The 12917-nt window shown below is 34.0% G+C and carries 12 protein-coding genes; 6 read left to right on the forward strand and 6 right to left on the reverse strand.

Features of this window, described 5'->3' with window-relative positions; all coding sequences use genetic code 11:
- Positions 1-37: 37 nt before the first annotated feature.
- The 4 genes from KWG70_RS07505 to KWG70_RS07520 form a co-directional block, all read right to left on the reverse strand.
- Positions 38-214, reverse strand: a complete 177-nt coding sequence (locus tag KWG70_RS07505; protein ID WP_230935381.1) for a hypothetical protein — start codon at positions 212-214, stop codon at positions 38-40.
- A gap of 152 nt (positions 215-366) precedes the next feature.
- Positions 367-2370 (reverse strand): tetratricopeptide repeat protein, encoded by a 2004-nt coding sequence (locus KWG70_RS07510; protein ID WP_230935382.1) that lies wholly within the window; start codon positions 2368-2370, stop codon positions 367-369.
- A gap of 127 nt (positions 2371-2497) precedes the next feature.
- On the reverse strand, positions 2498-2965 hold the full coding sequence (locus KWG70_RS07515; RefSeq protein WP_230935383.1) for a hypothetical protein: 468 nt from the start codon (positions 2963-2965) through the stop codon (positions 2498-2500).
- A 6-nt stretch (positions 2966-2971) separates the two neighbouring features.
- On the reverse strand, positions 2972-4339 hold the full coding sequence (locus KWG70_RS07520; RefSeq protein WP_230935384.1) for a metallophosphoesterase: 1368 nt from the start codon (positions 4337-4339) through the stop codon (positions 2972-2974).
- Between the two features lie 209 nt (positions 4340-4548).
- Between KWG70_RS07520 and fumC the strand changes: the two genes are divergently transcribed.
- From fumC to KWG70_RS07540, 4 genes are all read left to right on the forward strand, one after another.
- Positions 4549-5946, forward strand: coding sequence for a class II fumarate hydratase (gene fumC / locus KWG70_RS07525; RefSeq protein ID WP_230935385.1), 1398 nt, complete (start codon positions 4549-4551; stop codon positions 5944-5946).
- Between the two features lie 81 nt (positions 5947-6027).
- A complete protein-coding gene (locus KWG70_RS07530; protein ID WP_230935386.1) occupies positions 6028-7455 on the forward strand; it encodes a T9SS type A sorting domain-containing protein in 1428 nt (475 codons plus the stop codon).
- Between the two features lie 104 nt (positions 7456-7559).
- Positions 7560-8795 (forward strand): imidazolonepropionase, encoded by a 1236-nt coding sequence (gene hutI / locus KWG70_RS07535; protein ID WP_230935387.1) that lies wholly within the window; start codon positions 7560-7562, stop codon positions 8793-8795.
- Complete coding sequence (locus KWG70_RS07540) at positions 8779-9342, forward strand: hypothetical protein (protein ID WP_230935388.1); 564 nt, start codon at positions 8779-8781, stop codon at positions 9340-9342. The genes hutI and KWG70_RS07540 overlap by 17 nt, the downstream gene beginning before the upstream one ends.
- Before the next feature lie 61 nt (positions 9343-9403).
- Here KWG70_RS07540 and KWG70_RS07545 read toward each other — a convergent pair whose 3' ends face one another.
- On the reverse strand, positions 9404-10285 hold the full coding sequence (locus KWG70_RS07545) for a chromosome partitioning protein ParA (RefSeq protein WP_230935389.1): 882 nt from the start codon (positions 10283-10285) through the stop codon (positions 9404-9406).
- A gap of 110 nt (positions 10286-10395) precedes the next feature.
- Here KWG70_RS07545 and KWG70_RS07550 point away from each other — a divergent pair, with 110 nt between their 5' ends.
- Positions 10396-11418 carry a formimidoylglutamase gene (locus KWG70_RS07550; protein WP_230935390.1) on the forward strand — a complete coding sequence of 341 codons (1023 nt, stop codon included), beginning with the start codon at positions 10396-10398 and terminating at the stop codon, positions 11416-11418.
- Between the two features lie 53 nt (positions 11419-11471).
- Positions 11472-12425, forward strand: a complete 954-nt coding sequence (locus KWG70_RS17965; RefSeq protein ID WP_317206754.1) for a bifunctional helix-turn-helix transcriptional regulator/GNAT family N-acetyltransferase — start codon at positions 11472-11474, stop codon at positions 12423-12425.
- On the opposite strand, the gene KWG70_RS07565 is transcribed toward KWG70_RS17965, so the two are convergent.
- Positions 12417-12911 (reverse strand): hypothetical protein, encoded by a 495-nt coding sequence (locus KWG70_RS07565; protein ID WP_230935391.1) that lies wholly within the window; start codon positions 12909-12911, stop codon positions 12417-12419. The genes KWG70_RS17965 and KWG70_RS07565 overlap by 9 nt on opposite strands.
- Between the last annotated feature and the right edge of the window lie 6 nt (positions 12912-12917).

Genomic DNA, 12917 nt, shown 5'->3' on the forward strand with positions numbered 1-12917 from the left:
ATTTAGGTTTCCTTTTATATTTTAAATAGCAACGAGCTTAGTGTGTTGCTCGCTTTGCTTTCTTTTCTTCTTTAATCTCATTTAAACGCTCAATAAGCGAACCACCAATCCAATAAGGAATAACAAACGTTAATAAAAATATCATTAACCAGAATCCTATCGTTAAGATGGTTAAAAATGCTAAAAATCCTAAATATTGGTCAAATTCGAACATGTGGTTTTTTTTTGTTGGCACAAAGATATAATAAAGCCAATTGTTTTGCAATAGTAAATTTGAGATTTATTAACAGGTTGTGAAGAATATTAATTAGTTCGTAGAAAGAAATGTAACAATTAATTAATTGCAGGTTTAGTGGTTAATCTTTTTTAGTTTTTGTTCGTAGTTATTCTTTTTGCAAATTCTTTCAGTTTATCCGGATTAGGATGTCCATTTTTTAATGCAAAATCCACATTTTGATCAAAACTCCATCCTACAGCCCTAATACCTTCACTTAACAACTCTTCGATCCTATTTTCTGAGTCATTGATAGAATCATAATAATGTGCATATTTATAAAACCACAATTCAATTAACAAATCTATTTTCTCATTATTATTCAAAAGAAATGCTTTCTCTAAATATCCTGTAGCATCATCTTTTTTATTTGAGATTAATAGAAAACGTGCATAATTACCATTAATATTGGCATCATTAGGATTAATTGAAAGTGCTTTTTGATAAAATTTTTCCGCTTTCGGATAGTCCTCTCTTATATCACATAAGAAGTTTGCATAATTTCCGTTTTTAATTAAACTTTGAGAGTCTATAGATAAAGCTTTTAGGAAATGCTTTTCCGCTTGATCGTGTTTTCCTCTTATTTTATATAAAAAAACAGCATAATTTACATTAACATTGCTTTCTTCAGGATCTAAGGATAAAGCTTTTAGAAAATACTTTTCAGCCTTATCGTAATCTTTCCTAATGAAATGTAAAAAGGCAGCATAGTTTCCATTAGTGTTTGCATGTTCAGGATTACTAGATAAGGCCTTAAGATAATACTTTTCAGCGTTATCATAGTCATTTCTTATTTTATAGAGAAAATTAGCATAGTTTCCATTAGTAAATACGCTTCCTGGAGCAATCGATAATGCTCTAACATAATATTTCTCTGCATTTTCATAGTCTTCCTTTATTTCATGCAAAAAGATTGCATAATTCTCATTGTTGTTTGCATTTTCAGGATCAACAGATATGGCTTGTTGATAATATTTTTCCAAATTGACATGATCCTTTTTTATGAAATGCAAGAAAAAAGTGAATTCATTCCATAACCATGCAGTTTTAGGAAAAGCCTCTAAAGCTTCAAGGTAAATAGTTTTACGTTTTTCATAATCCTTTTCACTCTTTGCTACACTAGAATATTCAAACGCAGAAAGTTCTTTTTTTACTGTAGAGTCTAAGATTTCTGATTTAGCCTCAATGTTCATTTCTTTTAATTGTATATCCATTGCTTCAATCCGACTCTTTGTTATATCATCTAGTTCTTCTTTTATAGGTTTAATTTCATCAAACACCCAAAGTAATTCTTGCATCATTTCATCAAACCCATCAATTTCAATATAAAACCCATTCATTTTTTTTATCAATTTTTCAACACGCTTTGTAGGCTTAGATTCTTTGTGTCCGCACCAAAAAAAGTTACTCGGCTTATTCATCTTTTCAAAATAATCCATCAAACTTCCATCATTTCCTCCATATCCGATAACAATTGGGATATGTCCGCTAAAAATATTATCTAATGGTTCTTTCCATCCTTCATCAAGTCTATTTATTTCATCTGGATCACTTTTAGGAGATAACAAAAGATCACGATGAATTTTTATTATTAATGGATGGATGTTAGAAGGTCTAGCATAACCACTTAAGGATTCGTGCCCACAAACCAATGGTGTTCTATCTGTATATTGATAAATTGAGGATTCAATTAAACTGTCGAAATTCGTTGTAAGAATACAGTTCCCGGGTGCCTTTGTCAATATTTGAGCAAGAACAATATGTCCAAATGTAGGTTTTGCTGATCGCATGGCCTGTACTAAAAATTCATATCCAGAAGTTTTGTCACTTTCAAACCGTTTTCTATAAATGGCACCATAATGAGTAGCTATATCTTTTTTATTTAATTTTACTTCTTTAATCCACTCTTCTATTTCCAAATCGGAATATCGCTCTTCTATTTCGGCAAACCATTTTTTTGCTAATTGACCACCTGTTGGAATACCACTTTTATAGCTTGCTCCTGCTCCAATGATGAAGCAGAATTTCCTACTTTCGGTATTTGTATGAATGTCTCTAAGCGTATGCTTGAAATTATGAAGACTGATTGTTTTCATTAATCACCTTTATTTAATTTATATTACAACTAATAAGTTTTATATGATTTAATTTCAATAAGCCATATTCAACTCTAACAAAACTAATTTTTATACGTTCACCAATCAATACGTAGTCCTACGTATATTAGCGCAACCATTTCCGCATCTTTGGAAACTCTGCCTCCTCGCAAAGTCCCATCCAACTTAGTAAAGGCAATCCCATATAAGTTCCGCTTGAAAATTGCTCAATAAACCAAGGCGAAGCATTTTTATAACCATGCTCATGAAAGACAATACTTGGGTCGAGTTGTAAATGCTGTACTGCCGCATAAGACCATAAAATGGCGACGATCTCATCACCTTGTGTCGGCCAGTCTGCTTCCATCTTATCTGTACTAATATGTGGTCGCAACTTGGCTTCAGTAACAGCTATATGTCCGGCTTCATGCAACAGGTCTCCTGGATATTTGAGTTTGGTCTCATCTATTAAAATGCATTGCCCTTGCAACTGTATACCTGGTAAAAAAGTATCGTCATCTAAGTTGGTCTTGACGACCTGAATATCTATCGATTCTAAAAATCCAATAATGTGCTCTACAAGTTCTTTAGCCATATATCTTTATTTCTGGAATATCACATCCAAAGCGAGGTCAAAATCAAATTTTTCGGTTGGACGCTTATCATTAGAATTCACATATAAAATCTGCTTGGTATAGGCATTAATAATATGACGATGCTGCATCCCATTAATCGCAGAAAAGATGGTCATCTTTGGATCTTTAATATCATAGGTTTCTTTAAACGTATATGATTTTGATTGGTATTTAAAATCTTGGTCCTCATAATGATGGTTTCCAGATTTTGCTGTTGGTTCGGCATAGTAAGTCGTGAAATCGATCAAATCAAAATTGCTTATGTCATAACTAAAAGATTTGAACCCTGGGTTATTACTGTGATATACTGAAATTCCAGGTGTAGATATACTTAAAGCCACCATATCTTTCTTATAAAAGGTATCATCAGCATACAGACGTCTTAAACCATCCAAGTGCGTATGGCTGGTTAGCATACCTCTTAGCTTACCTTTGTTATTACCCAACACTCTTAAAAAGTTATTTTGTACGCGATAACTTACCGAGTCTTTATTTTTCACATACAAATCATCATTCCACATTTTTCCCTGGCCATAACCATCATATCCTGGTGGAATATGCATCACGATCATCACATGATCTTTAGCTCCATAACTATCCAGTTTCTTTTCAAACCATGAAAATTGCTTTTGTGCAGCTTTTTGTTGCGTTACGTTATCGTCATCTATATATTGATGAGTACTTGTAGGTTCACAAAAAATCACCGAATTGAGTGCTATCACATGTAGTGTTTCAGTACCAACGATTAAATCGACAGCATAAAACCCAAACTGCTTGCTGAAATCCAAATTGTTCACTTTGGTTGTCGTCGAATTCCTATTGATAATTGGCCAAGGATCTGTAGTGCTTTTATCCAATGAAAAAACATTGACTCCGTTAGGATTAGGTGCATCTTGAAACGAATGGTAATCACCCTCCATAGTATCATTATTTCCTGGTAAGAATAAAATTGGATAATCTCCTTTTAAAGTTCTTAAGTCCTTAAACACTTTTCTAATATTACCTGTTGTATTATCAAAATAATTGGGCACATCACCTAAGTACACCATAAATTTTGGTTGTACAGTTGCTGCAACCGTATTGATCTCTGTAAGTGTTCTATTCCAAATATCAATACCTGTACTGTTGATATCACCATAAGGTACATTCTTCTGTGACTTATCGAGGTGCACATCAGACAATGTTAGAAAGTTAGCGGTCTTAAATAAGCTAGATGTTATGTCTTCTTCGATATTGGGTTTGTCAATATTCGGTTCAGGTATTTTTTTATCATCCTTACAACTGAATGACACAAAACAGAACAAGCAAAAGGCAAAAAGATAAACGGATTTCATAATAAGCGTATTTAAAATTTATATGTTGTAAAACTAATAGCTACGCTTCAACTATTTTAAGGTAGAAATACCTGATTTGCAATCGAGTATATGCTATAAACACAAATTAGAAATTAGCTAATATTTCCGAAGGAATAAAACCAAAAACCATTCGAAAAAACGTATCAAAAATCGTAACTTTGCAGGACGATAAACACACACAACCACATATGGAATTTAGAATAGAAAAAGACACGATGGGCAACGTTAATGTGCCTGCAGATAAATTGTGGGGCGCACAAACCGAACGCTCTCGAAACAACTTTAAAATTGGTGCCGCAGGATCAATGCCACTTGAAATTGTTTATGGCTTTGCTTACCTTAAAAAAGCAGCTGCTTACACGAATGCTGAATTGGATGTTCTAGACGATAACAAGCGTGACCTTATCGCTCAGGTTTGTGATGAAATTTTAGAAGGCAAACATGACGATCAGTTTCCATTGGTAATTTGGCAAACCGGTTCTGGAACTCAGAGTAATATGAATGTGAATGAAGTTATTGCTAATAGAGCACATCAAATTGCTGGAAAAGTAATTGGTGAAGGTGAAAAAACCATTCAACCAAATGACGATGTAAATAAATCACAATCGTCAAATGATACTTTCCCTACTGGAATGCATATTGCTATTTATAAAAAGGTGGTGGAAACAACGATTTCTGGAATCAACAAACTAAGAAATACACTTCATGAAAAATCGATTGCTTTTACTGAAGTGGTAAAAATTGGTCGAACTCATTTAATGGATGCAACGCCTTTAACTCTCGGACAAGAATTTTCGGGTTATGTATCACAACTCGATCATGGTTTAAAAGCCTTAGAAAACACCTTACCTCACCTTGCAGAATTAGCACTTGGTGGAACAGCTGTTGGAACTGGACTTAACACACCTGAAGGTTATAGCGAGCTTGTAGCAGACTATATTGCGAAATTCACAGGATTACCATTTATTACGGCAGAGAATAAATTTGAAGCCTTAGCTGCCCATGATGCGCTTGTGGAGACACATGGTGCTTTAAAACAAATTGCAGTATCATTGAATAAAATAGCTAATGATATTCGTATGATGGCTTCTGGTCCAAGAAGTGGTATTGGTGAAATTATCATTCCGGCAAACGAACCAGGAAGCTCTATTATGCCTGGAAAAGTAAACCCAACACAATGTGAAGCTTTAACTATGGTTTGTGCTCAAGTGATGGGTAATGATGTAGCTGTAACCGTTGGAGGTACACAAGGGCATTACGAACTCAACGTCTTTAAACCTATGATGGCTGCCAATGTCTTACAATCGGCACAATTAATTGGTGATGCTTGTGTAAGCTTCGAAGAGCATTGTGCTTCTGGTATCGAGCCTAACCACCATGTAATTAAAGAATTATTAAACAACTCCTTAATGTTGGTCACTGCTTTAAATACAAAAATTGGATATTACAAAGCTGCTGAAATTGCGAACACAGCTCATAAAAATGGTACGACTTTAAAAGAAGAAGCGATCAATCTTGGCTATGTTACTGCCGAAGAATATGACGCTTGGGTAAAACCAGAAGATATGACTGGTAATTTAAAATAACGATAAAACGTATATAAACATCGACAAAAAACCAATTTGTCGGTGTTTTTGTATATATTAGCCTGCATAAACAAAACAATTATGAAGAAAACTTTACGCTGTGTTATTTGCTTAACTTTTTTTAGCTCACTTATGTTTGCCCAACCTTTTGCTGCTGTGCAAACCATTGATCCTAGTACTGGAACTGATCCTTATGAATTTGCATCAGGCGATCTTGATGGTGATGGTGATATAGATTTAGTGATGGCAACATATGATTTTAATGGAGGAACTCCAGCTCAAGATTATATTAAATGGTACAAAAATGATGGTAGTGGAAATTTTACAGTTGAAACTGAAGTATCTACAACCATACAGTATGTTGACGGACTTACCGTTGCCAATATTGATGGTCAATTTGGATTAGATATCATAGCTACATCAGCTAACCAAGACAAATTAGTATATTTTCTTAGTGATGGTGTTGGTGGTTTTGGTTCTGAAGTCGTTATAGATGGAGCGCTTATAGGACCTGGCGAAGTTGTAGCAGGAGATATTAACTTAGATGGTCATACAGATATTGCAACCATATCATTTTCAAATAGTAGAACGCAATGGTATTCTGGTGATGGCGCTGGAAACTTTACTGCTGAAGCAGATATTGAGAATGGTACAGGAAACTCTACACTATATATCAATCTTGCAGATTTAGATGGTGATACAGATCTAGATGCTGTGGTTACTTATTATGGCAATCAATCTATTGAAATTTTTTATAACCAATATATTGAAAGTGGTTCTACTGCTGTGACATGGATTAAAGATACCGTTACTGTAGACAGCGGATCAACAGCAACTAATTTTATATTTAATGTGATTACTGGAGACGTTAATAATGATGGTAATTTGAATATTGTCATGGTTGATAATTTTTCTGGAGATGTGGTTTGGTATGACAAAGTTAAAAATGGAGCCTCTACAGCTAATGCTATTTCTGATGATAGTATTATTGATAGACCAGCAGTTGCAGTTGTCGCAGATATCAATAATGATGGAGAAAATGATGTGCTTTTAACTGATGGAGGTTCAGTAGATGATGCTATTATATGGTTTCAAGGTGCAGACAATGCAGCTCCGAGTGCAACACCACAATTAGTTGCCGATAACAATTTCCAAATGTATGACTTCACTGTAGATGATTACGATGGTGATGGTGACAAAGATATTGCATCTGTAGGTTTTTCAAATGACACTGTGTTTTGGTATGAAAATGAACTGATTACACTAAGTGTTTCCGAATCTGAGAATAATGAATTAATCCTATACCCTAATCCAGCACATACACATATTGCTTTAAAAGGTAATTTTAACGAGACACTAGACATGACTATTTTGAATACTTTAGGCCAAGAAGTGATGAATGCTAAGGTAATGAATGATGAACGTGTAGATATTTCTCAATTAAAAACTGGTGTTTACATCATTAAATTAAAGGACAATACAACTAGCTATAAGTTTGTGAAAAACTAACCAACTAGTCGACAAAATAAAAAAGCTGCCTTTTCATGACTTTAGGCAGCTTTTTTTATGCTAAAGATTTATATATTTATATCGTCAATCATTATATCATCTAAATGACGTTGCTCATTACAAATATTAAAGAACTACTTCAGGTAAGAGAACACAATGTTACCATTGTAAAAGGTGATGATATGAAAGTGTTGCCAGTATTGAAAAATGCTTATGTTTTAATAGAACATGATACCATTGTGGAGTATGGCAGCATGGATGATTTTGATGATATTGAGGCCGATGAGATTATTGACGCTACAGGAAAAATTGTATTACCAACTTGGTGTGATTCGCATACACATATTGTTTATGCAGGAGATCGCACTCAAGAATTTGTAGATCGCATCAACGGTTTGTCCTATGAAGATATTGCTAATCGTGGTGGTGGCATTTTGAATTCTGCAGAAAAACTACAAAACACTTCAGAGGACGATTTATACGAACAAGCAGCCAACCGACTCACTCAAGTTATTAAATCAGGAACAGGAGCTATTGAGATAAAGTCTGGCTATGGTTTAACGGTTGAAGCCGAATTGAAAATGCTTCGAGTAATTAAACGCTTGAAAAAAGAGTTTCCTATCAAGGTTAAATCTACCTTATTAGCAGCGCATGCTATTCCAAAGGACTATAAAGACAATAAAAAAGGATTTATAGATTTGGTAGTCAATGAGATGATTCCGGCTGTGGCCAATGAACATTTAGCCGAATACATTGATGTGTTTTGTGAAAAAGGGTATTTCGATTTAGAAGATACTGAGCGTGTTTTAAAAGCAGCAAAAGAGCATCATTTGATTCCGAAAATACATGTAAATCAATTCAATGCCTTTGGAGGTGTTGCACTTGGTGTTAAATATAACGCCTTATCTGTGGATCATTTAGAAGAATTGAACCCAGAGGATGTTTCAGTATTAAAGGATACAACGACCATTCCTGTGGCTTTACCATCATGTTCTTACTTTTTAAGTATTCCATATACACCTGGTCGCACAATTATTGATGCAGGTTTACCGTTAGCATTAGCGAGCGACTATAATCCTGGGTCAACACCTAGCGGAAATATGAACTTTGTGGTATCTACAGCGTGTATTAAAATGAAACTCACACCAGAAGAAGCCATCAATGCAGCAACAATAAATGGTGCCTACGCCATGGGTGTTTCTAATATTTACGGAAGCATCTGCAGAGGAAAAAAAGCGAATTTAATATTAACCAAGGACATTCCCAACTACTACTATATACCTTATGCCTTTGGAGATGACCTCATAGATAAAGTCATTATCAATGGAGAAATCTTTTAATTTATCTGGACGTCAGCCACTTTCAAAAGTATGCTTAGACCGAGGACTCACCGATTTTAAATCGGTATTTAACTATGTGAAACAACTACCTTATGGTAGAACAACCAACCGAAGTGATTATAGACAAGTTCTAAAGGAACTAAAAGGTACTTGCTCAACAAAACACGCCTTACTAAAAGCTATTGCCATAGAAAATGGAATAGACGACATTCAGCTCTACTTGGGTGTTTTTGAGATGAATGCAAGAAACACACCTAAAATTAAGACTGTACTTAAGGAGTACAAATTAGATTATATTCCCGAAGCCCATTGTTATTTAAAACTTAACGGTGAGATTTTAGATATTACCTTCAATAATGATTACACACCAAGTTTTGAGAATACATTGATATATGAGGTTGCTATTGAGCCTGAACAAATAGGTGATTATAAGGTCGATTTCCACAAATCCTTTTTAAAGACATGGATTAAGAATGAAAATTTGCGAATTAGTTTTAATCAATTGTGGAAAATAAGAGAGGCCTGTATCTTAGCGATTTCAGAATAAGGCATAAAAAATCCGGAGACTAAAGTGCTCCGGATTTTAACTAACCTAAACCATTGTTTCTTTACTTCAGTGTAAATTCTGAAGAAGACACTAGTTCTTTATTGTTGAAAACGTTAACGACATATCGTCCTTTTTCAAACTCTTCATTTGGAGCCACAAACTCACAAATGTTTAAATTTCTATTTTCGTAGTTAAACTTACTAATCAAACTGTAATTCAATACTGTATCATCAAATTGAATTTGCTCATTAGCGCCTAAAACATTGTTTTTTGGGTCCAACACTTGAACATATAATTCTTTATCTCCTGCTCCAACTAATCTGTTCTTAGCCACTGTATAACATACTCTAATTTTGTCACTACGTCTTGCTCTTTCTGTAGGAATTAATTTCCCAGAACTTCTTTCAATCACACCAAATCCTTTAAGATCTGTTGTTTGCAATACTGCTGCATTCTCTACAACTTCAGCCAACTGTGTGTTCTGTACTAAAAGTGAATCTGTGAATACAGTACGCTCAGCTAGTTGCACATTTGTACTATCTAATGTAGATGCTAATAAAGAGTTCTCTACCTTAAGTTTATCGTTTTCAGCCATAAGTACATCCATTTCGTCCTGTAGTGCTAAAAACTTCTTTTTATATCTCCATAAGCTGTTCACACTATTTTGAGATATTTTTAAAGAATCCATTAAGCCTTGAATACGTTCTCTAGCGCCTAACAATTTCTCGTTAGCAACTTCGTTTTCACCAATAGCAACATCATACTGCTTTGCCATTGTGCTTAAATCGGCCATTACCTGCTCCTTTTCGCGTGTTAATGTCGCCTCGTTTTCTTTTTTCTCATTGTACAGTTTTGATGTATAAAAACCTGTACCTAAAAATAATGCTAAAAGGATTCCTAAAGCAATTTTTAATCCTGTACTCTTACTGTTTGAATTGTCCATAAGTTTACGTTTTGTTTACTAGTTATTTTAAAGTTAATTCTTTCAATTTTATTTGAAGCCAGAAATAAAAAACTGTACTTTTAATACATCAAAATTAATCAATTTTGTAAATGGAACACTTAAAACCTTTTACGAATTCAGAATTAAATAACATTCTGAACAAACGTCTTAAAGAGACCAAATTTGGAGAACACATCTTGTTACTTCCAGACTTCTCCAATATATACGAACAACTATTAAAATTAGATGTCTCCTATGTTATTTTTGGTATAAAAGAAGACGTTGGAGTTTTCGCTAATTACGGTAATACTGGGACTTCCAAGGCTTGGGATGCTGCAATTAATATTTTGTTAAACGTGCAAAGTAATGCCTATACACATGCAGAAAAAGTAGTGATTTTGGGTCATTTGGAATTTGATTCTTATCAAGAAAAGCTAAAAAAATTAGATCAGAATAAGAAAAAAGACATTCAAAAAGCTCGGAAAAAAGTATCAAAAATAGATGAATCTGTGGCTTATCTCGTTTCACAAATTGTGAGTGCAGGTAAAATCCCTATTATTATTGGTGGTGGTCATAATAATGCCTACGGAAACATTAAAGGTACTTCATTGGCACTTAAAAAGGCTATAAATGCTGTAAACTTTGATGCACATCACGATTTTAGAGCTGAAGAAGGCCGACATAGTGGTAACGGATTTAGTTATGCTTATGCTGAAGGTTTCTTGAAAAATTACTTTGTTTTTGGTTTGCACGAAAATTATACATCTGATACGAGTTTTAAAACCTTAAAAAAACTGAAGAAAATACAATACAGCACATTCGAAAGTATGATGATTAGGCGAGATACTAACTTTGATATTGAAATGGAAAATGCTTCAAATCATGTCTCTGACAAGCCATTTGGTTTAGAAATTGATTGTGATGCCATACAGAATATACCTAGCAGCGCCATGACTCCTAGCGGTTTTTCTACAAATAAAGCCAGAGCTTTTGTGCACTACTTCGGAAAGCAGGAACAGGTGTCGTATCTTCATATATGTGAAGCTGATCCTACTCGAGAACAGTCCACTCAAGTTGGTAAACTTATCTCCTATTTAATTACTGACTTTATAAGAGCGCGGGAAACCTTTTAATTTTATTAAATATTTTTTATATTTGCATAAGTACTTATATAAATACATATACAATGGATGCGTTAAGAGGTTTTAGCGAGTTAGCTTTGGGATCCCGATTAAAGAGATTAAGTGATTTCATTATGAAAGAGGTTCAATATACTTATGACCATTTTAATATCGATTTTGACCCATACTTATTTCCTGTTATAAAAATAATTCAAAACAAAAAGGGCGTGACTAATGTGGAAATCAAAAAAGCTTTAAAACTGTCTCAACCAGCAGTAACTCAGGCAGTGAATAAGCTTATATCTAAAGATCTGCTCAAACTAGAAAATGATAAATTAGATAAAAGAAAAAAGATATTAACCTTGTCAAAAAAAGGAGAAACTCTGGTCGTTCGTATGAAACCTCTATGGAAAGCTATTGACATAGTTGTAAAAGATTACACCTCACATTCGTCCAATTCGCTAACAGAACATCTCAACAAGATGGAAGATAAATTGCAACATAACAGCTTAAGTGAAGCCATTATTAATATGGCTAAAAAAGAAGTCTCCAACAATTTTGAGATTATTAATTATGAGGTTCAATATGCTCAAAGCTTTTATGATTTAAATATAGAGTGGCTTAAAACCTATTTCTACGTAGAGCCTTTCGATGAAGAAGTCTTGAGCAAACCTGATAAATACATTATTAACAAAGGAGGTCATATCTTTTTTGCCAAACGCGACACGATCATTTTAGGAACTGTTGCTTTAATGCCTACTAAAGATCCTTTGGTATATGAATTAACAAAAATGGCTGTTTTACCTAATCAACGCGGACAAAAAATTGGGCAGCACTTAATGCAACATTGTATTGACTTTGCGAAAGCCAATAACTTTAAAGCACTTATGCTCTACTCTAACACGATATTGGAAAATGCCATATATATTTATAGAAAATATGGGTTTATAGAACTAGAATTAGAAAAAGACAGTCCTTATGAACGTGGTAATATTAAAATGGAATTGAGACTAAAGTGAATGACTTAATATCGTATCCAAATCATCACAATAGGTATTTCCATCCTTGCACAAAGTACTAAGCGTTTCAACTAGTAACTGATACAAATGCTCATTTTCAGGATCAATAGTATAGGCCAGCTTAAACTCTGAATATGCACCTTGCAAATTATTCCCTTTCAACCTTTTAGTTCCAGACGATACTAAAAATTGAAATGCCTCATTGTCTCTACTTTGATTATAGGCTTGCTTCTGTGCACTCATCTTATTGGAGTGTTCGACAAAATCTGGTGCTCTAAAATAAAACCCAGACAACAACAATCCAAGAAGAATTAAGCTTATGACTATATAAAAATGACCTGTTTGTTTTGAAGGTTGAAGTTTAAATTGGCGACTATAAGTAGGCAATGTATTGCATGTAGGTTTGCTTTTCTTTTTAGAAAAAGCTTTCTGCGGACGCTGAGTGTAAATCCACTTCGCCATTCCAAATCCCATGTAACCACCCATAATAAA

It is taken from the genome of Psychroserpens luteolus, assembly GCF_021032705.1.
Lineage (GTDB): Bacteria > Bacteroidota > Bacteroidia > Flavobacteriales > Flavobacteriaceae > Psychroserpens > Psychroserpens luteolus.

What these genes read in the sequence shown, in the direction of transcription:
- KWG70_RS07505 (WP_230935381.1), bottom strand. Translation starts at nt 214, where the DNA reads ATGTTCGAATTTGACCAATATTTAGGATTTTTAGCATTTTTAACCATC.
- KWG70_RS07510 (WP_230935382.1), bottom strand. Translation starts at nt 2,370, where the DNA reads ATGAAAACAATCAGTCTTCATAATTTCAAGCATACGCTTAGAGACATT.
- KWG70_RS07515 (WP_230935383.1), bottom strand. Translation starts at nt 2,965, where the DNA reads ATGGCTAAAGAACTTGTAGAGCACATTATTGGATTTTTAGAATCGATA.
- KWG70_RS07520 (WP_230935384.1), bottom strand. Translation starts at nt 4,339, where the DNA reads ATGAAATCCGTTTATCTTTTTGCCTTTTGCTTGTTCTGTTTTGTGTCA.
- fumC (WP_230935385.1), top strand. Translation starts at nt 4,549, where the DNA reads ATGGAATTTAGAATAGAAAAAGACACGATGGGCAACGTTAATGTGCCT.
- KWG70_RS07530 (WP_230935386.1), top strand. Translation starts at nt 6,028, where the DNA reads ATGAAGAAAACTTTACGCTGTGTTATTTGCTTAACTTTTTTTAGCTCA.
- hutI (WP_230935387.1), top strand. Translation starts at nt 7,560, where the DNA reads ATGACGTTGCTCATTACAAATATTAAAGAACTACTTCAGGTAAGAGAA.
- KWG70_RS07540 (WP_230935388.1), top strand. Translation starts at nt 8,779, where the DNA reads ATGGAGAAATCTTTTAATTTATCTGGACGTCAGCCACTTTCAAAAGTA.
- KWG70_RS07545 (WP_230935389.1), bottom strand. Translation starts at nt 10,285, where the DNA reads ATGGACAATTCAAACAGTAAGAGTACAGGATTAAAAATTGCTTTAGGA.
- KWG70_RS07550 (WP_230935390.1), top strand. Translation starts at nt 10,396, where the DNA reads ATGGAACACTTAAAACCTTTTACGAATTCAGAATTAAATAACATTCTG.
- KWG70_RS17965 (WP_317206754.1), top strand. Translation starts at nt 11,472, where the DNA reads ATGGATGCGTTAAGAGGTTTTAGCGAGTTAGCTTTGGGATCCCGATTA.
- KWG70_RS07565 (WP_230935391.1), bottom strand. Translation starts at nt 12,911, where the DNA reads ATGGGTGGTTACATGGGATTTGGAATGGCGAAGTGGATTTACACTCAG.